Genomic DNA, 23,018 nt, shown 5'->3' with positions numbered 1-23,018 from the left:
CCGACAGGGATCGCGGGCGTCCGGCGAGGCCGATTCCTGCACACGTCAGAGGACGTATATCGCGCCCGGCGTCGCCAGCGTGATCGGGCCGTCGTACACGGCACGCGCCTCGGCGTGCGCGACCTCGGGGTCGTTCCAGGCAGGGATGTGCGTGAGCACCATCGCCCGGGCGCGGCCGCGGGCGGCGGCCTGCCCGGCCCGCCGACCCGTGAGGTGGATGCCGCGCAGGTCGTCGTCCCGACCCTCCACGTACGCGGACTCGACGAGGAGCAGGTCGGCGTCGGCGGCCAGCGCGTCCAGGCCGGCGCACTCGTCGGTGTCCCCGCTGTACGCCAGCGTCACGGTCGAGGACGGCTCGGCGTCGCCGGGGCCGGTGACCCGGATGCCGAACGCGGGGATCGGGTGCTCGACGGGCACGGGCGTCAGCGTCAGCGGCCCGACGACGACGTCGACCCCGGGCTCCCACGTCGTCACGTCGAACTGCTCGCTCGGGTGCTCCGACCCGCACAGCTGGGTCAGCCGCTGCGCGGTGCCGACCGGGCCGAAGACGGGCACCTCCGGGAGTGCACCGGCCGGGTCGTAGCGCCGCAGCACGTGCAGCACCGCGAGGTCGGCCACGTGATCGGCGTGCAGGTGGGACAGGCCGATGGCGTCCAGCCGGCGCGGGTCGCCGTAGCGCTGCAGGGCACCGAGCGCCCCGTTGCCCAGGTCGAGCAGCACGGACCACGTCCTGCCCGCGGCGTCCTCGGCCTGCACGAGGTAGCCGGACGCGGCGGAGTCGGCGCTCGGGAACGAGCCCGCGCACCCCAGGATCGTCAGCCTCATCGCAGGGCACCGCGGGGTTCGACGACCCCGACCTCGGGACCCAGGAACCGTCGAGCCAGCAGCTGGAACGAGGCCGGGTCGCCGGTGGCCAGGAACCGGTGGGTGGGCGGTCCGGCGACCTGGTCGCGCTCCAGGTCGTGCGCGACCAGCGTGCGGTAGACGTCCTTGGCCGTCTCCTCGGCGCTCGAGACGAGGGTGACCTCCTCGCCCATGACGTAGGAGATCGCGCCCGTGAGCAGCGGGTAGTGGGTGCAGCCGAGCACGAGCGTGTCGACGCCGGCCTCGCGGACCGGGTCCAGGTACTCGTGCGCCACCGACAGCACCTCGGGGCCGGAGGTGATGCCCGCTTCGACCAGCTCGACGAACCGGGGGCAGGCCTGCGTGGTCAGCTGGACGCCGGGCGCCACGGCGAAGGCGTCGTCGTACGAGAGCGACTCGACCGTGGACTTCGTGGCGATGACGCCGATCCGGCCGGTCCGGGTGGCGGCGACCGCACGGCGGGCCGCGGGCAGGATCACCTCGACGACGGGGATACCGCGGCGCAGCGTGTACCGCTCGCGGGCGTCGCGCAGCATCGCCGACGACGCCGTGTTGCAGGCGATGACGAGCAGCTTGACGCCGGCGTCGACCAGGTCGTCCATCACCTCGAGCGCGTGCGCGCGCACGGCCGCCAGCGGCTTGCTGCCGTACGGCGTGTTGAGGGTGTCGCCGATGTAGATCGTGGACTCGTGGGGCAGCTGGTCCAGGATCGAACGCGCCACCGTCAGCCCGCCGACACCGGAGTCGAAGATCCCGAGGGGGGCGTCGTTCACGCGGTCGAGCCTAACCGCTCGGCGGTCGCTCCCCCGACGGCGGCCGACCGGGCGGGGTGTCGCGCGCGCCACCCGACGCGCGCAGGTCCGTGAGCAGGGCCTCGACGAGCGACTCCTGCAGCCAGCTGAGCGCACCGTAGACCGCGACGAGGTAGCGGCGCGTCGCCGGGTCGAGGTCGGTTCCGACGTCGTCGTCGTCCGACGGCTCGTCGAGGTCGGCTCCCGGCGAGGCGAGCAGCTGGTCGTACAGACGCTCGGCCTGCCCGTCCGTGCGGATGTCGAGGCGTTCGGCGAGCACGAGCCTCAGGTCGGTGATCGCGGCCGCGACGTCCTTGGCGTCGCCCGCCTCGATCACGAACGCGTCGGCGCGCTGCCCCTCGGCGGGCGTCGTCAGCGCGGTCCACAGCCGGCTCAGTCGCGCGACCTTGCCCGCCCGGATGTCGTCCTCGGTCAGGCGCCGGAACTCGGCGGAGACCTCGGGGTCGTCGCGCGACGCGTCCGGCAGCAGGCGTCGCACGGCGGGGTCGCTCGGGGGGTCGACGGGTTCGAGCTGCAGGCGCGGCGAGCCGTCGGCCGGAGACGGCACGACCGCCGCCTCGTCGATCCGGCCGGCGCCGAGCAGCTCGGCGACGTCCGCGACGAGGGCCGCGATCACCCCACGCTCGTCGTCGTCCAGGCGCGCGACGTACAGCCCGCGCCGCCGTCGGAACGCACGCATCACTGGCCGCTTCGCTGCAGCGTGGCCCACAGGCCGAACTCGTGCATCGCCTGCACATCGACCTCCATCGCCTCGAGCGACCCGGTGGACACCACGGCCCGGCCCTGCTCGTGCACCTGCCGCATCAGCTTCTCCGCCTTGGCCTTGGGGAAGCCGAAGTACGACTCGAACACGTACGTCACGTAGCTCATGAGGTTGACGGGGTCGTTCCAGACGATGGTCACCCACGGGTCCGCGATCGCCGTCTCCTGCTGCGCCTCGACGCTCTGGTCGGGAAGGGTCTCCACAGGCACACGCCAACTGTAGGTGTGCCGTGGGATGCCCGTCGTGCAGAGTGGGTGCGCGCTGCCTACGTTGGCGGCATGACGGCGACGCCCCGGGGCCTGAACGACGACCGGAGCACGGCGCTCCTCACGGACCGCTATGAGCTGCACGATGCTGCAGGCGGCGCTGGCCGACGGGACCGCGCAGCGGCGGTGCGTGTTCGAGGTGTTCACCCGGCGCCTGCCGGCCGGGCGTCGGTACGCGGTGCTCGCGGGCACCGGACGCGTGCTCGAGGCCGTCGAACGGTTCCGGTTCGGGACGGCGGAGCTGGACTACCTCGCTGACGAGCGCATCGTCGACGACGCGACGCTGGCCTACCTGGCCGGGTACCGGTTCGGCGGGTCTGTCGTCGGGTACGCCGAGGGCGAGACGTTCTTCCCGTCGTCGCCGGTGCTCGTGGTCGAGGGGACGTTCGCCGAGGCCGTGATCCTCGAGACGGTCGTGCTCTCGATCCTGAACTTCGACTCGGCGGTCGCGTCGGCGGCGTCCCGGATGACCAGCGCCGCCGTGGACCGGCCCGTGCTCGAGATGGGATCGCGCCGGGCGCACGAGGAGGCCGCGGTCGCGGCGAGTCGGGCGGCCGTCGTCGCGGGGTTCGCCGGCACCTCCAACCTCGAGGCCGGGCGCAGGTACGGCCTGGCGACGATCGGCACGGCCGCGCACGCGTTCACGCTCCTGCACGACGACGAGCGGACGGCGTTCGAGGCCCAGGTGGCGGCCCAGGGCGCCGGGACGACGCTCCTCGTCGACACGTACGACGTGCGGCGCGGGGTGCAGAACGCCCTGGCCGCGGCCGGGACGTCGCTGGGCTCCGTGCGCCTCGACTCCGGCGACCTGGGCGTCCTCGCGCACGAGGTCCGCCAGCAGCTGGACGAGGCGGGGGCGCGGGCGACGAAGATCATCGTCACGTCCGATCTCGACGAGGACGCGATCGCCTCCCTTGCCGCCGCACCGGTGGACAGCTACGGCGTCGGCACGTCGGTGGTCACGGGCTCGGGAGCGCCGACGTGCGGGATGGTCTACAAGCTCGTCGCGCGCGAAGGTTCGGACGGTCGGCTCGAGCCGGTGGCCAAGGCGTCGCGCGCGAAGATCAGCGTCGGCGGCCGCAAAGCGGCGGCTCGGCGGCTCGATGCGGAGGGGCGGGCGCTGGAGGAGGTGCTGGTGACGGGTCCCGACGACGCCGTCCGGGCCTGGCGGTCCGACGACCCGACGCTGCGGGCCTTGCACGTGCCGCTGGTGACGGACGGGGTGCCGGACCGGGGATGGATGGGGGCGGCGGGCGTGCAGGCCGCCGTGGGCCGGCACCGGGCCTCGCGAGACGAGCTGCCGCGGGGGGCGAGGCGCTTGTCTGCGGACGAGGCCGCGGTGCCGACGGTCACGCTGCGGATCGGGGACTGACGCCGGGTTCTCGACGTCGTCCCGGCGATCCGGGGTGGGCTAGACCCGCGAGCGACCCCGGCCGACGAGCGCCAGGATCAGGCTGATGACCAGGACGGCGATGCCGATCCAGATCAGGAACGATCCGACGCCGGCGAAGCCGAGGATGAGCAGGATGACGCCGATGATGATGAGGATGAGCCAGCCGGGCATGGTGAGGCCCCTTTCGTCCGTCGCACCGATCCGGCGAGCGGGGGTACCCGGGCCGTTCGGCGACAACACAACGCTGCCAGCCCAGCCCGGCCTCCGCGCGCTGAACGTCGAGTTGCGTCGCGGCCCTCCGCTGCTATGTGGTCACCCGTCCAGAGCCCTGACCTGCAGGTTCGTCCGGGAAATGCTCTGTCCGAACTGTGAGACGCCCCTTGCGAAAACTTCACCCGGCGGGGTGGCTACTTCTTCCCGACGAACCAGCCGCGGACCATCGCGACCCGCGCCGTCAGCTGGTCGGGGTCGGCGAGCGCCACCTCGGGGCCTCCGCAGCGGCGGCGCAGCTCGCTGTGCACCGACCCGTGCGGCTGCCCGCTCCGGCGCGCCCAGGCACCCACCAGCTGCGACAGCTCCTTGCGCAGCTCGGCCTGCTTGCGGTGGTCCATCGCGGGCACGTCGTCGGCGGCGGCCCTCTTGCGCCCGCTCAGCTGGTCGGCCTGCCTCTGCCGCAGCAGCGCCGAGACCTGGTCGACGTCGAGCAGCCCGGGCAGGCCGAGGAAGTCGAGCTCCTCGTCGGACCCCATCTCCGCGCCCGTGCCGAACTCGCCGCCGTCGAACAGCACCCGGTCGAACGACGCCTGCGCCTCGAGCGCCTCGAACGCACCCTGCTTGCCGTCCGGACCGATCTCGTCAGGCCCGTTGCGCTCGGCGTTCGCCGCCTCCAGGAGGGCGTCCTCGGGGCTGAAGCCCTCGCCCAGCTCCTCGGCCGTCTTGGGGCGGTCCAGCGCGTGGTCGCGCTCGAGCTCGAGCGTGCCGGCGAGCGCGAGCAGCTGCGGGACGCTCGGCAGGAACACGGAGGCGGTCTCACCGCGGCGACGGGCGCGCACGAAGCGGCCGACGGCCTGCGCGAAGAACAGGGGGGTCGCCGTGCTCGTCGCGTACACGCCGACCGCCAGCCGCGGCACGTCGACGCCCTCCGACACCATGCGGACGGCCACCATCCAGCGCGAGGTGCCCGAGGAGAACTCGTCGATCCGGTCGCTCGCGCCGTCGTCGTCCGAGAGCACGACCGTCGGAGACTTGCCGGTCAGCCGCGCGAGGTGGCCCGCGTACGCGCGGGCGTCGGTCTGGTCCGTGGCGATGACCATCGCGCCCGCGTCCGGCACCGTGCGCCGCACCTCGGTGAGGCGGCGGTCCGCGGCAGCGAGGACGCTGGTGATCCACTCGCCGTCCGGGTCGAGCGCGGTCCGCCACGCCTGCGCGGTCATGTCCTTGGTGAGCGCCTCGCCGAGGCGGGCGCTGATCTCGTCGCCGGCCTTGGTCCGCCAACGCATCGAGCCGCTGTACGACAGGAAGATGACCGGGCGCACCACGTGGTCGCGCAGCGCGTCGCCGTAGCCGTAGGTGTAGTCGGCCGCGCTGCGGCGGATGCCGTCACCGCCCCGGTCGTAGCGCACGAACGGGATGGCGGCGGTGTCCGAGCGGAACGGTGTGCCGGTCAGCGCGAGCCGCCTCGTCGCGCCATCGAAGGCCTCGCGCACGGCGTCGCCCCAGCAGCGCGTCGCCGCCGTGGTGCACCTCGTCGAGGATCACGAGCGTCGGCTCGGTGGTGGTGCGTGCCGCGTGCAGCATCGGCTTGCTGGCCACCTGCGCGTAGGTGACCGCGACGCCGTCGAACCCGTGCCCGTGCCGGCCCTGGGCGTTGCTGAAGTTGGGGTCGAGCGTGATGCCGACCCGTGCGGCTGCGTCGGCCCACTGACGCTTGAGGTGCTCGGTCGGGGCGACGACGGTGACCCGTCGCACCACCCGGGCCTCGAGCAGCTCGGTGGCGATGCGCAGCGCGAACGTCGTCTTGCCGGCGCCCGGGGTGGCGACCGCGAGAAAGTCGCGCGGGTTGGCCACCCGGTACTGCTCGAGCGCCTCGGCCTGCCACGCGCGCAGCTTGTTCGCGGTCCCCCACGGCGCGCGGCTGGGGAACGCCGGCGGCAGCTGTGACGCGGCCGACGACGACGCGTGGCTGGACGAGAGGGTGGAGGGGACGACGGACGGGCGCGGGGCCGCCGTCACGAAGCTTCCGCTTGTCGGACCGGCAGGCGAACCGAAGCTGCCCGTGGACGACGCGTCACCGGAGCCGCCCGAGCCGCCCGACGGATTGCGGCCGAAGCCCCAGCGACGACCGCCGGACTTGCCCCCGCCGGCGTTGTCGTCGCCGTCCTGGGGCTCGCGCAGGCCCTCGTAGATCTCCTTGCACACCGGGCACACGGGGAACTTGTTGGGGTCGCGACCCGGCACCCAGACCTTGCCGCACAGGGCGATCACCGGCTTGCCGCTGAGGGCCGAGTCGAGGATCTTCTCCTTGCGCACGTAGTGCGCGAACCGCTCGTGGTCGCCCGGCTCGACCTCCTCGCGAGTCTCCTCGCGCTCCAGCACGCTGGTCGACGTGCCTTGGTCCGGTCCGGACGGGTCGTCGGTCGTCGTTCGGGATGGCGACGGCATCGGGAACGGCTCACTCATGGCGTCGAGTGTACGTGGGCACCCGCCCCGTCGGGGGCGCCCGGCGGTCGGAGACCGCACCCGGAGCGCACGCCGCACCGGCCGACCAGATCGTGGCTCGACGACGAGATCGTGACGTGGCGACGAGGTCGTGGTCGCCGCCACGACCTCGTCGCTACCTCACGATCTCGCGGTCGCGGCGGTGCGAGGACCCCCTAGAGGCCCTGCCACGCGGGCTTCGACAGGTACGTCTCGCGGTAGTAGTCGGCCAGCTGCAGCCGGCTCGCGGCGGCGTCGTCCACCAGGACGGTGACGTGCGGGTGGTGCTGCAGGATGGTCGCCGGCCACATCGCGCTGACCGGGCCCTCGACCAGCTGGTGCACGGCCTCCGCCTTGCCCTTGCCGGTGGCCAGCAGCACGAGGTGCCGGGCCGACATGATCGTCGCCAGGCCTTGCGTGAGGCAGTGCGTGGGGACCTGGTCGAGGTCTCCCCCGAAGAACCGGGCGTTGTCCTCACGGGTCTGCCGGGTCAGCGTCTTGATCCGCGTCCTCGAGGCGAGCGACGAGCCCGGTTCGTTGAACGCGATGTGGCCGTCGGTGCCGATCCCGAGGATCTGCAGGTCGACGCCACCGGCCTCGGCGATCGACTCCTCGTACGCGCGGCACGCCACGACGAGGTCTGCGGCGAGGCCGTCGGGGCCCTGCACCGCACCGTCGGCGAAGTCGACGCGGGACGCGATCTCGGTCTCGATGACGTTGCGGTACCGCTCGGGGTGCGCGGCGTCGAGCCCGACGTACTCGTCGAGCATGAACGCCCGGGCGCGCGCGAACGACAGGCCCGCCTCGGCGTGCCGACGCGCGAGTCGTCGTAGACGGCCAGCGGGCTCGACCCGGTGGCCAGGCCGAGGACGGCGTCGGGCTGCTCGCGCAGGAGATGCTCGATCGCGTCCGCGGCGAGACGCCCCAGCTCGGCGCCGGGACCGATGACGACCTCCATCAGAAGTACTCCCCTCGCCCGAGCAGGGCCGCGCCGACGGCACCGACCGGCACGTCCGCGGGCGCGAGGCTCACGCGTCCCGGCAGGCTCATCGACGCCAGGAACGGCGACGCCTCCGCCTGCCGTTCCAGCTCGCTGCGCACGGCCCGCAGGAGCGGCTGCCCGAGCGCGCTGACGCCGCCGCCGATGACGACGAGGTCGACGTCGGCGGTGAGGACGAGCATGCGCACCGCGGCCGCGACGGCCCAGGCGAACCGGTCGCGAACCTCGATGGCTCGCGGGTCGCCGTCGGCCGCCGCCGTGAACAGCTCAGCGGGCGCGGGACGCCCGAACCGGCTCGGCCAGGCGACGTCGAGCGCGGACCCCGAGGCGTACTGCTCCAGGCAGCCCAGCTGACCGCACTTGCAGGGCAGCCCGTCGGGCACGAGCGTCAGGTGGCCGATCTCGCCGGCGCCCCCGTGCGAACCGCGGCGCAGCCGACCCTCGAGCAGGAGGCCCGCGGCGAGGCCGGTGCCGAGCGCGAGAAACGCGAGGTCGTGCACCCCGGGCTCGCTGGTCCCCTGTGCCCCGTCGACGGTGTGCGCGGCGCCGACGACGGCGACGGTGAGGTCGTTCTCGACCCGGACCTGCACGCCGAGGCGCTCCGCGACCAGGGCCGCGAGCGGCGTGCTCTGCTCGATGCCGAGGTTCACGGCGTGCTCGACGAGTCCCTTGTCGGCGTCGACGACACCAGGCAGACCGATGCCGACACCGGCGAGCTTCGGACACGGGCACACCCACGCGACCGGCCAGGTCCTCGACCACCGCGACCGCGACGTCGACCAGACCTTGGACGCCCTTGGCCGTCGCGAGCCTGACCTGGTGCCGCACCACGCCGTCGCCGTCGAGCGCGACACCGAGCACCTTGGTGCCCCCGATGTCGAGACCGATCGACCACGGGCGTGCTCTGTCGTCCGACGCCGTCCCAGCGAGCGTCGGGATCCCCTGCTTGCTCACGTCAGCCCTTCACCGCACCGGCGACGAGCCCGGACGTCATCTTGTTCTGGACGAACAGGAAGAAGATGATCACCGGCACCGCGATCAGGGCCGAGCCGGCCATGACGACTCCCCAGTCGGTGGCGCGGTTCGTCTGGACCAGACCCTGCAGCCAGAGCGGCAGCGTGTGCTGCTTCGGGTCCGTCATGACCACCAGTGCGAGCGTGTACTCGTTCCAGGCCTGCAGGAACGCGTAGACGCCGGCGGCGACGAGACCGGGGGCGAGCAGCGGGAAGGTGATCCGGAAGAAGGCGGCGGTCCGCGAGAGGCCGTCGACCATCGCGGCCTCCTCGAGCTCGATCGGCACACCGGCGACGAACCCGCGCAGCATCCAGATGGTGAACGGCAGGATCGCGGCCGTGTAGACGATCGACAGACCGATCGCGGTGTTCACCAGGTTCCAGCTGTCGAGCATCCGGTACTGCGAGATGAACAGCCCCTCGGCGGGGATCATCTGCACCACGAGGATCGTCAGGATGAACGACTTGCGGCCCCGGAACCGGAACCGGCTGACGGCCAGCGCGGCGAGGAACGCGAAGATCAGGGCGGCGACGAGCACGATGACGACGACCACGAGCGAGATCTTCGTCGCGTCCCAGAACGTCGGGTCCTTGAGCACCTCGCGGACGTTGGCGAGCGTGCCGCCGAGGGGGAGGAACGTCGGCCGCGTGCCCTGCAGCTTGTTCAGCGGCAGCAGCGCGCTGTTGATCATCCAGTAGATCGGGAAGACCCAGGCGATCGCGACGAGGACGGCGACGACGCTCCACACGCGGCGCGAGCGCCGGCCCTGGGTGCGGCCCGACTCGGTGGAGCGGACCTTGCGCGTGGCGACCGTGGCGTCGGGGGTGCCCACGGTGGCCGACGGGATGGCGAGGGGGGTGCTCACAGCTCGTCCTCCTTCAGCATCTGCCGGATGTAGAAACCGGTCAGGGCGAGCGTGATGACCAGCATGATCGTGGCGAGCGCGCTCGCCTTGGAGAAGTTGCCTGCGTAGGAGTAGATGAGCGTGCCCAGCAGGTTGGTCTCGTGCGTCGGGGCGCCCGCGCGCTGCAGCACGTAGATCTGGGTGAACACCTTCAGGTCCCAGATCACCTGCAGGAGCATCACGATCGACAGGACCGGCCGGATCATCGGGATGGTGATGTTCCAGAACTGCTGTCGCTGGGAGGCACCGTCGAGCTGGGCGGCCTCCAACGTCTCGTCGGGAACCTGCAGCAGGCCCGCGTAGACGGAGAACGCGACGAACGGCACGGACATCCAGACCACGATCACGGTGGCGACGAAGAAGAACGACAGCGGCTGGATGATCCACGAGTGGCCGGCCATGTCGGTCATGCCGAAGACGTTGGCGAGCACCCAGTTGATGACGCCGTACTGGGAGTTGAACAGCCACTGCCACACGGTCATGGACGCGAGGACCGGGGTCCCCCACGCCAGCAGCAGCGAGATCTGCAGGGTCATCCGCGCCGTGCGCGTGACCCGCTGCATGAGGACCGCGAACGCGATGCCGATAACCATCGTGACGGCCGCGTTCACCAGGCAGAACGCGATCGAGCGGGCGATGACGGTCCACACGTACGGGTCGGTCAGCAGCGTCTGGTAGTTCTTCAGGCCGACCCACTCGGGCGGGGCGCCGAACTGCTGCTTGAGCCCGAACTCCTGGAACGAGGTGATGAACTGACGGACCAGCGGGTAGCCGAGGGCGACGCCGATGAGGATGCTGGCCGGGACCAGCAGGCCGTACACACCGAGCTTGCGGCGCTTACGGCGTGGGAACACGGGCGGGGCGCCGTCGTGCTCGACCACGGGGGCAATGGCTGCCATGGGAAGAGGCTCCTGTCTGGTGGCGCGGTCGGACCCGCCTGCGTCGGCAGGCCCGACCGCACCCGGATCAGGTGGCGTCCGCTCGGTGCACGAACGACGACCGATGATCAGTACAGCAGTGGTGTGTGCTGCGTGTGGGGTGTTCGGCCCGGCTGGTCACCTCCTCGACGGAGGGGGTGACCAGCCGAGGTGATCAGTTGTTGAGCGCGTCCGCGATCTGCTTGTCCGCGGTGGCGGCAGCAGTCTTGATGTCGGCGCCCGAGGCGATCTGCTGGAAGAAGTCCTCCAGCGTGCGGTTGCCCTCGACGGTGGCCCAGTTCTCGGCGGCCGGCGTGAGCTTCGCGTTGAGTGCGGCGGCCACAGCGGCCTTCGCGTAGACGTCGTCACCCATCGAGGCCGCGTACGCGGAGTTGCCGGGGATGAGGCCGTTCTTGCCGAGCATGTTCTGGAAGTCCGCCGAGAAGATGATCTTCAGCAGGTTCTGGGCCAGCTCCTTGTGCTGCGACTTGGCGCCGATCGCGATGTTCGAGCCACCGGCGAAGCCCGTGGCGTAAGAGCCGGCCTCGATGCCCGGCAGCGGGAAGACACCGGTGTGCTCCTCGTTGCAGGCCTGCTGCTCCTTCAGGGCAGCCTTGGCGGCGTCAGAGACGTCGTCCTTGGCAACACCCTTGTTGCACTGCGGCAGGTCGATGCTCCAGCGGGCCCAGGTGGGCGCCGAGAACATCGCGGCCTGGCCGGCGTTGAACGGAACCCAGGGCTGGTCGGAGTTGGCGTCGGCCGGAGCCTTCGTCGCGTTCTTGAACAGGTCCTGGACCTGCTCCAGACCCTTCAGCGACTTCGGGTCCTCGAGGGCGCCCTTCCACTTGTCGCCGTCCTTGACGGCGAAGTCGCCGCCGTTGGTGTACAGCCACGACGCGCCGTTGTACCAGTCCTGGCCGGGCAGCCAGAAGCCGGAACCGGAGGGGTTGGCCGCCTGCAGCTTCTTGGCGACCGTGGTGAAGTCGGCGAGCGTGGTGGGCACCTCGACGCCGGCGGCGGCGAACGCGTCCTTGTTGTAGAAGACGGCGCGCGCACCGGAGTAGTACGGAGCGGCGTAGAACTTGCCGTCCGCGCTACCGGCCTCGACGAAGCCGGGGAGCAGCTTGTCGCCACCCAGCTCGGCCTTCATGTCAGTGATGTCGGCGAACGCACCGGCATAGGTGAAGGTCGGCGACTGCGTGTTGCCGATCTCGACGACGTCCGGCGTCTGGTCGGCCGACGCGAGGGCGGTCTGCAGGCGCGGGACCAGGCCGGTCCAGTCCTGCTGCTCGATGACGAGCGTCGAGCCGGGGTTCTGGGCCGCGAAGGTCGTCGTGAGGTACTGGCGCAGGGCGTCCGGGGTGTCCGTGCCGTTGAGCCAGAGCTTGATGGTGGCAGCCTCGGGCGCCTTGCTTGCCGAGGGCGTGTCCGACGACGAGCTGTCGTTGGAGTTGCCGCAGGCGGCGAGCGTGAGCGCTGCCGCCACGCCGACGGCCGCGAAACGTAGGATCTTCACGTTGGGGTTTCCTCCCGTGAGCGAGACGATCGCCGAGCGGCGTCGCCGGGGGTTTCTTCCGACTGCAGTGGGCCGGCTGGGGGTCGTCACGAGACCCCCAGCCGGCCCGACAGAACGAGGACTGCCGCACCAGCGAGAGCCCCGTCCTCGTCGAGGGATCCCATCCGCATGGCGAGTCCGTGCCCGATGACAGGCATGGTCCGCGCGCGGACGGTGGTGAGCGCCGCGTCCCGCAGAGGTCCGTCCAGCAGCTCCCCGGCGGACCGGAGAGCAGGACCTCGGCGAGGTCGAGGGCACTGACGACGGGTGCCAGGGCGATGCCCAGCAACCGTCCGACCGACGCCAGTGCGGCGTCGGACTCTTCAGGGGTGAGTCCCGCGGTGCGGCGGCGCAGGGCCGGCACGCTCAGCACGGTCTCGAGGCAGCCGGAGCGGCCGCAGGCGCACTCCAGCGGGGGTTCGTCACGCGCGTCTCCGTCGACGACGGTCACGTGGCCGATCTCGCCTGCTGCGTGGTGCCGACCGAGGACGAGGGCGCCGTCCACGACCATCCCGGCGCCCACACCCTGGCCGATGGTGACGACCATGCAGCCCGAGCCGGCCGCCGCGCCGTACGTGAACTCGCCGAGGGCGCGGGTGTTGGCGTCGTTGGCGACGTGCACCGGAACGCCGAGGAACTCCGTGAGCCGGGCCGCCAGCGGAAGGCCGTACCAGCCACGGTTGGGGGCCTGGACGACCGTGCCGTCGAGGTCGATGACCCCCGGGGACGCGATGCCGACGCCGATGACCGGGCGGGTCGCGGCGGCGAGCAGATCCCGGCTCAGCTCCTCGACCAGCACGGCGGCGGCCTCGCCCGTCCGCCCTTCGAGGGCGACCGAGCGGCGGGCGACCACGTCGCCGACGAGGGTCATCACGGCGCCGAGCAGGCGCGAGTCGTCGGTCAGGTCGACGGCGACGATCTGGAACGCCTCGGTGCGCATGCCGACCAGCGTGGCCGGCTTGCCGACCTTGCCCTCGACGCGCACGCCGAGCTCCTCGACGAGTCCCTCGGCGATCAGGTCGGCCACCAGACCGGAGACCGTGACGCGGGTCAGACCAGTGCTGCGAGCGATGTCGGCACGCGACGCCGGACCGATGTGGAAGAGGTGAGCGAGCACCAGCGACCGGTTGTGCGCCCGTGCGTGCTCGGGGAGCACCTTGCCGGTCGGGCGCAGGGCCCGACCAACTCCCCGGGCCGCGGCGGGCGGCTGCGTTGTCGCTGTCACGTTTGTTAGTAGACCTTCCTTACTAATCGACGTCAAGTCACTTCGGTGACCGTGATCACATCGTGACCGGACGTTCACACGAGCGTTTCGTGGGATGACTTTCGGTTAACGCTCACACGCCGACGGGCCGCGCCCGTGCCTGACCACGCCCCTGACCTGCAGCGATACCTTCCGGATCCCCGTTCACCTGCGGGAACAGCCGCGGCGGTGCATGCGTTTGCATGAGCATGGAACTCGGGATGTACACGTTCGGCGACGTCCACCCCAACCCCGTGACCGGCGAGGTCACCAGCCCGGGACAGCGCATCCGCGACGTCCTCGAGCGCGTCCGCCTGGTCGAGGAAGTGGGCCTCGACTACGTCGGGATCGGCGAGCACCATCGGCCCGACTACGCCATCTCGTCGCCCTCGACCGTCATCGCGGCGGCCCTCGCGCAGACGTCCAGGATCACCGTCGGCAGCGCCGTCACCGTCCTGTCGACCGAGGACCCGGTCCGGGTCTACCAGCAGTTCGCGACCATGGACCTGCTCTCGCAGGGGCGCGTCGAGCTGCTCGCCGGCCGTGGGTCGTTCATCGAGTCGTACCCGCTGTTCGGCGCCTCGCTCGACGACTACGACGAGCTGTACGACGAGAAGATCCAGCTGCTGCTGCGGATCGACGACGCCGAGCGCGTGACGTGGTCGGGTCGGTTCCGGCCGCCGCTCGACGACGCGCTGGTCCTCCCCCGGCCGTTCGACCACCCGGGCCGCGGACAGCACCTGACCGTCGCCGTGGCGACCGGCGGCAACCCCCAGTCCTCGGTGCGGGCAGGCATGCTCGGGCTGCCCATCAGCTACGCGATCATCGGCGGCCAGCCGGCGTCGTTCGCCCCGCTCGTCGACCTGTACCGCCGGGCCCACGAACAGTCCGGGCACGACGGGTCGAGCCGGTTCGTCTCGGTGGCCGGCATGGGCTACTTCGCCGAGGACGCCAAGGCCGCGCGCGACTTCTTCTACCCCTTCTGGCACGAGTCCATGCGCCGGATCTCCGCCGAGCGCGGGTTCTCGATGCCCAACCGGATCTCGTTCGAGTCGCAGGCTGCACGCGGCGGCGCCTACTTCGTCGGGGAGCCCGAGCAGATCGCCGAGCGGATCGTCGCGCTGCACGAGGTGCTGCACCACGACCGCCAGTCGTTCCAGATGGACCTGTCCGGAGTGCCGCAGCTCGAGTCTTTGAAGTCGATCGAGGTGCTGGGCACCAAGATCGCTCCCCTGGTCCGCGAGGCGCTCGGCACGGCCTGAATCGACCTCGGCTCGATCGGGGACCGTTGCCAGCCGTCAGCCGATCGGCCCGACCAGTTCGCGGCCGCGGCGATCGCGAAAGGTCCACCTCCCGTCCGCACCCCGCCGCACCTCGATCCCCCGTTCGTGGATCAGCGCGTGGTGATACCAGCAGGTGAGCACGCCCGTGCGGACGTCGGTCTCGCCGTGGTCGCGGAGCCAGTGCTCGGTGTGGTGCACCTCCGACATCCCCGGCGGTGCGGAGCAGCCCGGGAATCGGCACCGCTCGTCCCGCGCGATGATCGCTCGACGCTTGGCCCCCGTGTACGTCCGCTCGGCCCGCCCGACGTTGAGCACGACCGAATCCGGTCCGAACACGACGCGCGTGATCTGGCTGTCGCACGCCAGGCGCGCGAGCACCGAGTCCGGGATCGGACCTGTGCCGACGAGCTCGGCAACGGCGAACCGCTCGATCTCGACGACAGAGTCCCCGCCACCGTTCGCGACGTCCGCAAAGGACACCCCGTCACCCCTCACGCTTTCCGCGACGGAGTGACCGCGGCCATCCGCGACGTCCACTCCAACCTCCCCGCCGACCGCTCCCGGGGAGCCAGATCGATCGGCGGTGACCTCGAGGGGACCTGCTCGATCGCCCATGTACTCAACGACGACGCTTGGCAGCACGGCGTCGTGACTCTCGTCGAACAAGCCAGGCGGCGATTCTCCCGCGCATCCGCGCGGCGCCGCGACGTCAGATGCCGGGGCATCTCGCATACCCGATGCGACGGGATCGGCGGCCCTCATCGCCCCCTCCTCTGCATCGACATCTGGAGCCAGAACTGAGCTGGCCGCCTGTCTTGTCACCGGGCCGTCCGACTCGTCCATGCCCAGCGCTCGGGTGAGCGTCGCCAGGTCCGTCACCACCGTGATCTGGGGGCGGTGGTCGCCCGTGCTGCCGGTCAGGTCGCGGTCCAGCACGGTCCGGACGACGTTGTTCAGGGCATTGGCGCGTCGGCGGCCCGCGGGTTGGCCGGCCTGGTCGGCGGAGCGGCCCGCGAGCGCGTCGAGGGCTGCGGTCAGGGCGTGACCGTGGTCGGTGGTGAGGAACCCGCTCACATGCCAGCCGTCGGTCGTGTTCGCGAGGTCGAGGAACTCGCGCTCGGACGCCTCGCGATAGCCGCGCTCGTCGGACTCCGGGTCGGCGTGCGCGGCCCACCGACGGGCGAGGATGCGCAGCTGGCCCACGGTCAGTGCACGGGCGTGCTCGACGAGGAACGCCTCGCCACAGTCCTGCAGAGTCGTAGCCAGAGCCGCCTTCCGGGCCGGTGTGTTGGCCACGGCCGCCAGCAGGTGCGCGGCCTCGATGCTTACCGCTCCCGAGACCGCGTCGACCGCGGTCGCCGGCAGGTCGTCGCGAAGCGCCCTGCCCAGCCCGACGAGCCGGGCGGCCTGTCCGTGCGACAGGCGGCCGTTCGCAGCGACCCACGACGTCACCGACCTCGAGCCCTGCAGCGACCACCACCCGTCGGCCTCCACGACCGGGATCGCCCCCGCGGCGACGGCCGACAGTCGTCCGGCGAGTGCCAGCGCGCCGGTCACGACGGACGCCGCCTCGGCTCCCTCCACGCGCGACGGTGCGGCCGGGTCAGTGAGAGCCGCCAGCCGATCGACCGCCTCCGCGACCGCGGCGAGAGCGCCCTGCACGGAGTCGGCCGGCAAAAAATCGAATGTCACCACGCATTCCCCCTCTGACGTACCCGGGCATTTCCCGTGAATTCCGCTTGCCGCCAGCATTCACCCCACCACTGACACGCACTCTCCTGAGAGTCGGGATCTCCGCTGGCGGTGACCTGGACAAGCACTCTGCGCCGGCCGCATGGCGCTGTTCCATGAAGAGAAAGCGTTCGAGCCGTCCACAGCCCCCAAACAATGCACAGCCGTCCACAGTAAGAATGCCTGCACCCCGACGGGACCGGTCGCGGTAGCGTCGTGACACGGGAGGCACGTGATGGAGGACCAGCAGGGCCGGTCGGCGACGCGACGAGTCATTGGCGCCGTCATCCTCGGACGCGGCCTCTTCCGGTTTCGCGTCACCTACCCGCTGGCTGTCGCGTGGGCCGACGAGACCGCCATCTACGTCGACATCCGCCAGCCGTTGAAGATGTTCGGGCGCGCGTCGGGCATGCTCCCCGGCACGTCGCTGCTGCACGGTCCCGCCTGGTCGAGCCCCTGGGACCGCACCGTCGTAGCCAACCTCGACGACCGGCGTGCGACGTTCGTCGACAAGTTCGACGAGCGGTGCACGTTTCTCGCGATGGGTCGAGAGAGCTTTCAGCCGTTGCTCACTGTGATCCAGGCCCACACCGACCGCATGAACACGTCAAGGACAAGGTTCGACGGCTGAACCTCAGCCCCCCAGGCAGAGCGCACGTCGACCGAGCGACCGAACGTCCTGCGGGCTCAGCCCGCGACCCACCCGAGCGCACCCGCATGGCGCACGGACTCCGAGGCACGCTGCACGCCGTCGCGGATGGCGTCGCCGATCTCCACGCCGCGCGCGAGCGACGCGGCGATCGCGCCGTGCAGGACGTCGCCGGCACCCAGCGAGTCGACGACGTCCTCGACGGCGACCAACGGCGGCACGATCTCGAACCGCTCGACCGGCGGCCCGGCGAGCCGGACGCGCACCGGACCGGGGCCGGTCGAGCGGGCGACGGTCCGTGGGCCGAAAGCGGCCACGGCGTCGAGCAGGCCCGGGGTCTCGGGGGTTGGAGTGGCGTCTGCCGGAGCAGCCTCATCGCCCGGAGCCATCGACCGGTGAACCGCGGCGACCCGCGTAGCGGCTGGATCTGCCGCCCTCTCCCTGTCGACGCCCAGCGCGCCTCCCCCTGGCACCGCGAAGTCTGCAGGAGACGCAAGGTCGTCGGGGATCGCGAAGTCACTCGACAGGACCGCGTGGTCGACGTGTCTCAGCAGCAAGCTCGAGCCCGGGCTTCCAGCTGCCGCCGTCGAGCAGGACGGGTGCGCGCGCAGCCTCGGCGAGCGCCTGCGCGGCCGCGAGGTGATGGCCGTCGACGAGCAGGGCGCCGGCACCCTCTAGGACGACCGCGGCGCGCGACGCCGCCTCGGCCAGGTCCGGCACCCCCGTCGCGTTGACGGAGACGACTGCGCGCTCGCCGGTCGCTCGCGTCACCAGCACCGTGGACACCGCAGGTGACGCTCCGTGCACACCCTCGAGCAGATCCACCACCTCGACCCCCGCGGCGACGAGGCCGGCGCGAACGAGGTCGGCGACCGGGCCGCTGCCGAGCGCGGTGACGAGCACCGTCCGCACCCCGAGCGCGACCGCCGTGGCCGCCGCGTTGGCCGCCGGACCTCCGAACGTCGCCGTCAGCTCGTGCGCGACGGCTTCGTTCGGCCCTGGGATGCGATCCACCACCTGGACGACGTCCAGTGTCGCGAGCCCGCAGCAGACGAGGTGGGAGGCCATGGAGGACATCCTGGCCGACGACGACGCGGACCGACGAGGCCCGCGGGCGCTGCGGCGACCTGTCAGCAGTCGCCACCGGACCGAGGAGTCGTTTCACCGGGTCGACGCACCCTCGTCGACGAGCTTCCTAGACGGCGACCGACAACGAGCGCGGCTTGTCGACGAGAGGGTAGGTCACGCCCGCCAGCACGAGCCCCACGAGGATCACCGAGGGCCAGGCACCGACGACCGGGGCCAGCAGGTGCGACGCGACGAAGCAGACGAGGCCCGCCAGCACCACCGCCGACAGCCGCCACCAGCCCGCCGACCGCGAACGGACGACGCACCAGGCCACGCCCGCGAGCAGCACGACGCCGCCGAGAGCGCGCACTCCGGTGGCCTGCGCGACGGCGAAGCCGACCACGAGGGTCAGTCCGGCGAGGACGGCGGTGGGGACGCGAGACATGACGCACACCCTAGACATCGCCGTCCAGTGTCGGACGCCCGTGCGGCACCCCTGGCCCGCGCAATAGGTTGGACCCGACCCGGCGTCGCGACCACGACCGGCCGGGGAATCGCACCGCAGAGAGGGAACCACCGTGCCTACGCCCCCCGTCGACGCCACCGCCACCACCGCCTGGCAGGAGCTGAGCGAGCACGAGTCGACGCTGTCGCCCGACCTGCGCGCCTGGTTCGCCGCGGATGCCGAGCGCGCGACGCGCCTGACGTTCTCGCTGGCCGACCTCACGGTGGACCTGTCGAAGAACCTGGTCACCGACGAGACGGTCGCCCTGCTGCTCCGGCTCGCCGACGAGGTCGGGCTGGCCGACCGCATCGCCGCCCAGCTGCGCGGCGAGCACATCAACGTCACCGAGGACCGAGCCGTCCTGCACACCGCGCTGCGTCGGCCGGCAGGCACGACTCCGGTGCTCGTCGTCGACGGCCAGCAGGTCGACACGGATGTACAAGCCGAGCTGACCAAGATGTACGCGTTCGCCGACCAGGTGCGCTCCGGCGCGTGGACGGGCGTCACGGGTGAGCGGGTCGCCACCGTCGTGAACATCGGCATCGGCGGCTCGGACCTCGGGCCGGTCATGGCGTACGAGGCGCTCAAGCCCTACGTGCAGGCCGGCCTCGAGGTGCGATTCGTCTCCAACATCGACCCGACGGACCTGGCCGAGAAGGTCAAGGGTCTGAACCCGGCGACCACCCTGTTCATCGTCGCGTCCAAGACCTTCGGCACCCTCGAGACGCTCACCAACGCCCGCCTCGCGCGCGCCTGGCTCTGGGAGACGCTGGGCACCGCCGACGACGACGCCTCGCGCAACGCCGCCGTCGCCAAGCACTTCGTCGCCGTCTCGACCGCGCTGGACAAGGTCGCCGCGTTCGGCATCGACCCGGCCAACGCGTTCGGCTTCTGGGACTGGGTGGGTGGCCGCTACTCGGTCGACTCGACCATCGGCACGTCGCTCGCGATCGCCATCGGCCCCGACGGGTTCCGCGACTTCCTGGCCGGCTTCCACGCGGTCGACACCCATCTGGCGAGCACGCCGTTCGCGCAGAACGTGCCCGTCCTGATGGGCCTGCTCAACGTCTGGTACGTCAACTTCCTCGGCGCCCACACGCACGCGGTACTGCCGTACGCCCAGTACCTGCACCGCTTCCCCGCCTACCTGCAGCAGCTGACGATGGAGTCGAACGGCAAGTCGGTCCGCTGGGACGGCACCCCCGTCACCACCTCCACGGGCGAGGTGTTCTGGGGCGAGCCCGGCACCAACGGCCAGCACGCGTTCTACCAGCTGATCCACCAGGGCACCCGGCTCATCCCGGCGGACTTCATCGCGGTCGCCAACCCGGCCCACCCGCTCACCGACGGCGGCGTCGACGTGCACGGCCTGTTCCTGGCCAACTTCTTCGCGCAGACCAAGGCCCTGGCCTTCGGCAAGACCGCCGACGAGGTGCGCGCCGAGGGGACGGCCGAGGCGATCGTGCCCGCGCGCGTGTTCTCGGGGAACCGCCCGACCACCTCGATCCTCGCCGCTGCGCTCACGCCGTCGGTGCTCGGTCAGCTGATCGCGCTCTACGAGCACATCACGTTCGTCCAGGGCGTGGTGTGGGGTATCGACTCGTTCGACCAGTGGGGCGTCGAGCTGGGCGAGAAGCCGCGCTCGAGGTCGCGCCGGCCGTCCAGGGCGACGCCGCCGCACTGACCGCCCAGGACCCGTCGACCAAGGCCCTGATCACGAAGTACCTGGAGTTCCGGGACTGAGCGGGCCGCGCGCCCGCAGCGCCGCCTGGGTCCGGTCGGCCACCTGGAGCTTGGCCAGCACGCGCGAGGTGTAGTTCTGGACGGTCTTGAGGCTCAGCCCGAGCGTCCGGGCGATCTGCGCGTTGCTGGCCCCCTCGGCGAGCAGCGACAGGATCTCCCGCTCCCGGACGGTCAGCCCGTCGGGGTCGGCGGTGGGCGTCGGCGCGGTGAGCAGGTAGGTCGCGACGCCCGGCCCCAGGACGACGCCCCCGCCGGCGACCGTCCGCACGGCGTCGGCGATCTGCTGGCCCGTCGACCCCTTGAGCAGGTAGCCCCGGGCGCCGGCGCGCAGCGCGCTCGCCACGGCTCCGTCGTCGTCCACCATCGTCACGACGAGCACCGCAGGTGGGTCGGGCAACTCCACGATCGCGGCCGTCGCTGCGATCCCCGACCGGCCGGGCAGGTTGAGATCCATGAGCACCACGTCGACGCCGCCGGCGGCCACCAGCTCGACGGCCGTCTCGCCGTCGCCGGCCAGGCCGGCGACCTCCACGTCCGGCAGGGTGCGCAGCAGGGCGACCAGCCCGTCCCGGAACACCGGGTGGTCGTCCACGACCAGGACCCTCATGCGCCACCGACCGGTTCGAGGGTGGGGACCGCGCCGACGCCCAGCAGAGCGGTGATCGTCGTGCCCTCCGGCCCGGTCGCGACCGTCAGCCGACCGCCCAGCTCCTCGGCCCGCTCCCGCATCGTGTGCAGCCCGCTCCCCGGCGTCGGCGAGCCGAGACCCCGGCCGTCGTCGCGGACCTGGAGCCGCACCTGCTCGCCGACCCGGTCCACGAGCACCACGCACTCGTGCGCCTCGGCGTGCCGCACCACGTTGGTCATCGCCTCGGCCGCGATCCGGAACGCGGCCACCTCGACGGCCGCGGGCAGCGGGCCCACGGCCGCGACGTCGACCCGCAGCACCACACCCGTGCCCAGCGTGAGCCGACGACCGGCCTGCTCCAACGCGCCGCCGAGCCCGAGCTCGTCGAGCGCCGGCGGCCGCAGCCCCTCGACCACCCGCCGCACGTCGAGCACGGTCGCGCGTACGTCGTCGCGCAGCGCCGCCACGTCGTCGGCGAGCGGCGATCCCGTGGGCACCTCGGCGGCGATCACGTCGAGCCTCAGCAGGTGACCGGCGAGCGCGGGACCGAGCCCGTCGTGCAGGTCGCGACGCAGCCGACGACGCTCCTCCTCGCGCGCCAGCACCAGACGTTCGAGCGCGGCTCGCACGTCGTCGGTGAGAGCGCGCGCGTGCAGCACGCCCCCGAGCTGGCGGGCGAGGTCGTCCAGCAGGCGCCGGTCCCGGGCGCGCAGCGGCGAGACCGGCGGGCGGTAGCGCAACGTGCCGACCGGTCGTCCGTAGGCGACGAGCGGAACGTCGAGCGCTCCCCCGGGCTCCCCAGCCAAGGAGCGCTGCTGGGCGTCGAGGATCTCGACCCGGTCGAGCCCGAGGGTGCCCAGCTCGACCACGACCTCGTGCAGCACGGCGTCGGTCCCGGCGGACGCCTCGAGCGTCCGCCCGAGGCTCGAGAGCACCGCGTACGGGTCGTCCCAGCGGCCGAACGTGACCCGGTTGACCGCCCGCTGCAGGCCGTCTCGCAGCGGGGCGAACGTCACCGCGACCACGGCGGCGGCCAGCCACGGCAGCCAGGCGGCGTCGCTGACATCGAACCGGGCGCCCACGCCCACCAGGACCAGGGCGTAGAACCCGGCCACCGTCCCCGACAGCACGACCCAGACGAGGGTGCGGTTCACCGCCGTGCGCAGGTCGTAGAGCCCCCGTGCCAGCACGGCGAACGCGACCGCGAACGGCAACGGCAGCGCGGCGACGTCGAACAGCCAGCCGCCCGCGCCCGTGAGCAGGGCGATGGGCCCGACGACGACCGGCAGGGCCGCCGCGCCGACGAACAGCCGCAGCTGCTGCCGACGCAACGCGTCCCCCACCCGCCACCGCGCCACGAGCTGCCGTACGGACCCGACGGTCACGACGACGGCCCCGGCCAACGAACCGAGGGAGAGCAGGGCGCTGATCGGCTGCAGCGCGTCCGGCAGGGCGAGCGGGTTGCGCCAGCCGTCGAGCCCGACGAGGTTCGCGTCGGCGGCGAAGAGCGTCCCGACCGCCGAGGCGACGACGACGGCGACGAACCCCTGCGACACCCAGCGCCAGCGCGGACCCGCCAGCCGGCCGTCGGGGAACCAGAGCGGCAGGCCCAGGACGACCAGCCACCAGGCGATCCCCCGCGCCACCGAGCCCGCGACCGCCAGCGTCGAGACGGCGCCGCCCGGGTGAGACTGAACGCGGTCCGGGCGACATCGACGCCCGCGTCGCCGAGCGCCCAGAGCGTCCCCGCCGCGAGCATCGTCCAGCCGACCCGGTTGGCGGGCCGCGAGAACGCGACGACGGCGCCCGTCACGGTCAGCGCGGCGACGACGGCGGCGCCGAGGACCGCGTCGAGCAACGGACCGTCCGTCGAGCCGGCCGCCCAGAGCGACCAGACCAGGCCCGCGGCCGAGGCGACGACGGCCGCGGTGACCACCGCGACCGTCATCCTGCGCGAGACCGCCGGCTCCACGGGCGTCATCG

At 72.0% G+C, this 23,018-nt stretch carries 17 protein-coding genes and 6 pseudogenes; 4 read left to right on the top strand and 19 right to left on the bottom strand.

Annotated features, from left to right (window positions below):
* Positions 1-45: 45 nt before the first annotated feature.
* Genes AC38ZX_RS06845 through clpS form a run of 4 tightly spaced genes read right to left on the bottom strand, consistent with a single transcriptional unit; the run spans position 46 to position 2,648 of the window.
* Positions 46-825 (bottom strand): MBL fold metallo-hydrolase, encoded by a 780-nt coding sequence (locus AC38ZX_RS06845; RefSeq protein ID WP_491296807.1) that lies wholly within the window; start codon positions 823-825, stop codon positions 46-48.
* Complete coding sequence (gene murI / locus AC38ZX_RS06840) at positions 822-1,637, bottom strand: glutamate racemase (protein WP_426595102.1); 816 nt, start codon at positions 1,635-1,637, stop codon at positions 822-824. Before murI ends, AC38ZX_RS06845 begins: the two co-directional genes overlap by 4 nt.
* Before the next feature lie 10 nt (positions 1,638-1,647).
* Entirely contained in the window at positions 1,648-2,355 is a 708-nt protein-coding gene (locus AC38ZX_RS06835; RefSeq protein ID WP_491296805.1) for a DUF2017 domain-containing protein, read from the bottom strand.
* Positions 2,355-2,648, bottom strand: a complete 294-nt coding sequence (gene clpS, locus AC38ZX_RS06830; RefSeq protein WP_426595100.1) for an ATP-dependent Clp protease adapter ClpS — start codon at positions 2,646-2,648, stop codon at positions 2,355-2,357. The genes AC38ZX_RS06835 and clpS overlap by 1 nt, the downstream gene beginning before the upstream one ends.
* Before the next feature lie 69 nt (positions 2,649-2,717).
* On the opposite strand from clpS, the pseudogene AC38ZX_RS06825 reads away from it, so the two are divergent.
* Positions 2,718-4,077 (top strand): annotated as a pseudogene (locus tag AC38ZX_RS06825) (nicotinate phosphoribosyltransferase).
* A 39-nt stretch (positions 4,078-4,116) separates the two neighbouring features.
* Here AC38ZX_RS06825 and AC38ZX_RS06820 read toward each other — a convergent pair.
* From AC38ZX_RS06820 to AC38ZX_RS06780, 9 genes and pseudogenes are all read right to left on the bottom strand, one after another.
* Positions 4,117-4,269 (bottom strand): hypothetical protein, encoded by a 153-nt coding sequence (locus AC38ZX_RS06820; protein ID WP_426595098.1) that lies wholly within the window; start codon positions 4,267-4,269, stop codon positions 4,117-4,119.
* A gap of 236 nt (positions 4,270-4,505) precedes the next feature.
* A pseudogene (locus tag AC38ZX_RS06815) lies at positions 4,506-6,330 on the bottom strand (DEAD/DEAH box helicase).
* A 219-nt stretch (positions 6,331-6,549) separates the two neighbouring features.
* Positions 6,550-6,759: pseudogene (locus tag AC38ZX_RS06810) on the bottom strand (DUF3039 domain-containing protein); the annotation flags it as partial.
* A gap of 212 nt (positions 6,760-6,971) precedes the next feature.
* Positions 6,972-7,753: pseudogene (gene nagB, locus AC38ZX_RS06805) on the bottom strand (glucosamine-6-phosphate deaminase).
* Positions 7,753-8,649: an ROK family protein gene (locus tag AC38ZX_RS06800; RefSeq protein WP_491296804.1), complete on the bottom strand. Its 897-nt coding sequence runs from the start codon at positions 8,647-8,649 to the stop codon at positions 7,753-7,755. Before AC38ZX_RS06800 ends, nagB begins: the two are co-directional and overlap by 1 nt.
* 101 nt (positions 8,650-8,750) lie before the next feature.
* Positions 8,751-9,674 carry a carbohydrate ABC transporter permease gene (locus AC38ZX_RS06795; protein ID WP_426595093.1) on the bottom strand — a complete coding sequence of 308 codons (924 nt, stop codon included), beginning with the start codon at positions 9,672-9,674 and terminating at the stop codon, positions 8,751-8,753.
* Complete coding sequence (locus AC38ZX_RS06790; RefSeq protein ID WP_426595092.1) at positions 9,671-10,612, bottom strand: carbohydrate ABC transporter permease; 942 nt, start codon at positions 10,610-10,612, stop codon at positions 9,671-9,673. Before AC38ZX_RS06790 ends, AC38ZX_RS06795 begins: the two co-directional genes overlap by 4 nt.
* Positions 10,613-10,805: 193 nt before the next feature.
* Positions 10,806-12,146 (bottom strand): extracellular solute-binding protein, encoded by a 1,341-nt coding sequence (locus tag AC38ZX_RS06785; protein WP_491296803.1) that lies wholly within the window; start codon positions 12,144-12,146, stop codon positions 10,806-10,808.
* 86 nt (positions 12,147-12,232) lie between these two features.
* Positions 12,233-13,410 (bottom strand): annotated as a pseudogene (locus AC38ZX_RS06780) (ROK family transcriptional regulator).
* A 221-nt stretch (positions 13,411-13,631) separates the two neighbouring features.
* Here AC38ZX_RS06780 and AC38ZX_RS06775 point away from each other — a divergent pair.
* The gene (locus AC38ZX_RS06775) at positions 13,632-14,690 is read left to right on the top strand and encodes an LLM class flavin-dependent oxidoreductase (protein WP_491296802.1); all 1,059 of its coding nucleotides are present in this window, start codon (positions 13,632-13,634) and stop codon (positions 14,688-14,690) included.
* 36 nt (positions 14,691-14,726) lie between these two features.
* Here the strand turns inward: AC38ZX_RS06775 and AC38ZX_RS06770 are convergent, their stop codons facing one another.
* Complete coding sequence (locus AC38ZX_RS06770) at positions 14,727-16,406, bottom strand: HNH endonuclease signature motif containing protein (RefSeq protein ID WP_491296801.1); 1,680 nt, start codon at positions 16,404-16,406, stop codon at positions 14,727-14,729.
* A gap of 271 nt (positions 16,407-16,677) precedes the next feature.
* Here AC38ZX_RS06770 and AC38ZX_RS06765 point away from each other — a divergent pair, with 271 nt between their 5' ends.
* Positions 16,678-17,073: a hypothetical protein gene (locus tag AC38ZX_RS06765; RefSeq protein WP_491296800.1), complete on the top strand. Its 396-nt coding sequence runs from the start codon at positions 16,678-16,680 to the stop codon at positions 17,071-17,073.
* 56 nt (positions 17,074-17,129) lie between these two features.
* On the opposite strand, the gene AC38ZX_RS06760 is transcribed toward AC38ZX_RS06765, so the two are convergent.
* The 3 genes from AC38ZX_RS06760 to AC38ZX_RS06750 form a co-directional block, all read right to left on the bottom strand.
* Positions 17,130-17,480 carry a PfkB family carbohydrate kinase gene (locus tag AC38ZX_RS06760; RefSeq protein WP_491296799.1) on the bottom strand — a complete coding sequence of 117 codons (351 nt, stop codon included), beginning with the start codon at positions 17,478-17,480 and terminating at the stop codon, positions 17,130-17,132.
* A 127-nt stretch (positions 17,481-17,607) separates the two neighbouring features.
* Positions 17,608-18,159: a PfkB family carbohydrate kinase gene (locus AC38ZX_RS06755; RefSeq protein ID WP_491296798.1), complete on the bottom strand. Its 552-nt coding sequence runs from the start codon at positions 18,157-18,159 to the stop codon at positions 17,608-17,610.
* A gap of 127 nt (positions 18,160-18,286) precedes the next feature.
* On the bottom strand, positions 18,287-18,604 hold the full coding sequence (locus AC38ZX_RS06750; protein WP_426595085.1) for a hypothetical protein: 318 nt from the start codon (positions 18,602-18,604) through the stop codon (positions 18,287-18,289).
* 133 nt (positions 18,605-18,737) lie between these two features.
* Here AC38ZX_RS06750 and pgi point away from each other — a divergent pair.
* Positions 18,738-20,407: pseudogene (gene pgi / locus AC38ZX_RS06745) on the top strand (glucose-6-phosphate isomerase).
* Here the strand turns inward: pgi and AC38ZX_RS06740 are convergent.
* A complete protein-coding gene (locus tag AC38ZX_RS06740; protein ID WP_491296797.1) occupies positions 20,379-21,014 on the bottom strand; it encodes a response regulator transcription factor in 636 nt (211 codons plus the stop codon). The pseudogene pgi and the gene AC38ZX_RS06740 overlap by 29 nt on opposite strands.
* On the bottom strand, positions 21,011-22,681 hold the full coding sequence (locus tag AC38ZX_RS06735) for a sensor histidine kinase (RefSeq protein ID WP_491296796.1): 1,671 nt from the start codon (positions 22,679-22,681) through the stop codon (positions 21,011-21,013). The genes AC38ZX_RS06740 and AC38ZX_RS06735 overlap by 4 nt, the downstream gene beginning before the upstream one ends.
* Positions 22,682-23,018 lie beyond the last annotated feature (337 nt).

It is taken from the genome of Cellulomonas sp. McL0606, from assembly GCF_058248365.1.
This window is presented reverse-complemented; position numbering and strand designations above follow the sequence as displayed.

What these genes read in the sequence shown, in the direction of transcription:
- AC38ZX_RS06790 (WP_426595092.1), bottom strand. Translation starts at nt 10,612, where the DNA reads ATGGCAGCCATTGCCCCCGTGGTCGAGCACGACGGCGCCCCGCCCGTG.
- AC38ZX_RS06820 (WP_426595098.1), bottom strand. Translation starts at nt 4,269, where the DNA reads ATGCCCGGCTGGCTCATCCTCATCATCATCGGCGTCATCCTGCTCATC.
- AC38ZX_RS06755 (WP_491296798.1), bottom strand. Translation starts at nt 18,159, where the DNA reads ATGGCCTCCCACCTCGTCTGCTGCGGGCTCGCGACACTGGACGTCGTC.
- AC38ZX_RS06750 (WP_426595085.1), bottom strand. Translation starts at nt 18,604, where the DNA reads ATGTCTCGCGTCCCCACCGCCGTCCTCGCCGGACTGACCCTCGTGGTC.
- AC38ZX_RS06845 (WP_491296807.1), bottom strand. Translation starts at nt 825, where the DNA reads ATGAGGCTGACGATCCTGGGGTGCGCGGGCTCGTTCCCGAGCGCCGAC.
- AC38ZX_RS06835 (WP_491296805.1), bottom strand. Translation starts at nt 2,355, where the DNA reads ATGCGTGCGTTCCGACGGCGGCGCGGGCTGTACGTCGCGCGCCTGGAC.
- AC38ZX_RS06740 (WP_491296797.1), bottom strand. Translation starts at nt 21,014, where the DNA reads ATGAGGGTCCTGGTCGTGGACGACCACCCGGTGTTCCGGGACGGGCTG.
- AC38ZX_RS06765 (WP_491296800.1), top strand. Translation starts at nt 16,678, where the DNA reads ATGGAGGACCAGCAGGGCCGGTCGGCGACGCGACGAGTCATTGGCGCC.
- AC38ZX_RS06775 (WP_491296802.1), top strand. Translation starts at nt 13,632, where the DNA reads ATGAGCATGGAACTCGGGATGTACACGTTCGGCGACGTCCACCCCAAC.
- AC38ZX_RS06760 (WP_491296799.1), bottom strand. Translation starts at nt 17,480, where the DNA reads ATGGCTCCGGGCGATGAGGCTGCTCCGGCAGACGCCACTCCAACCCCC.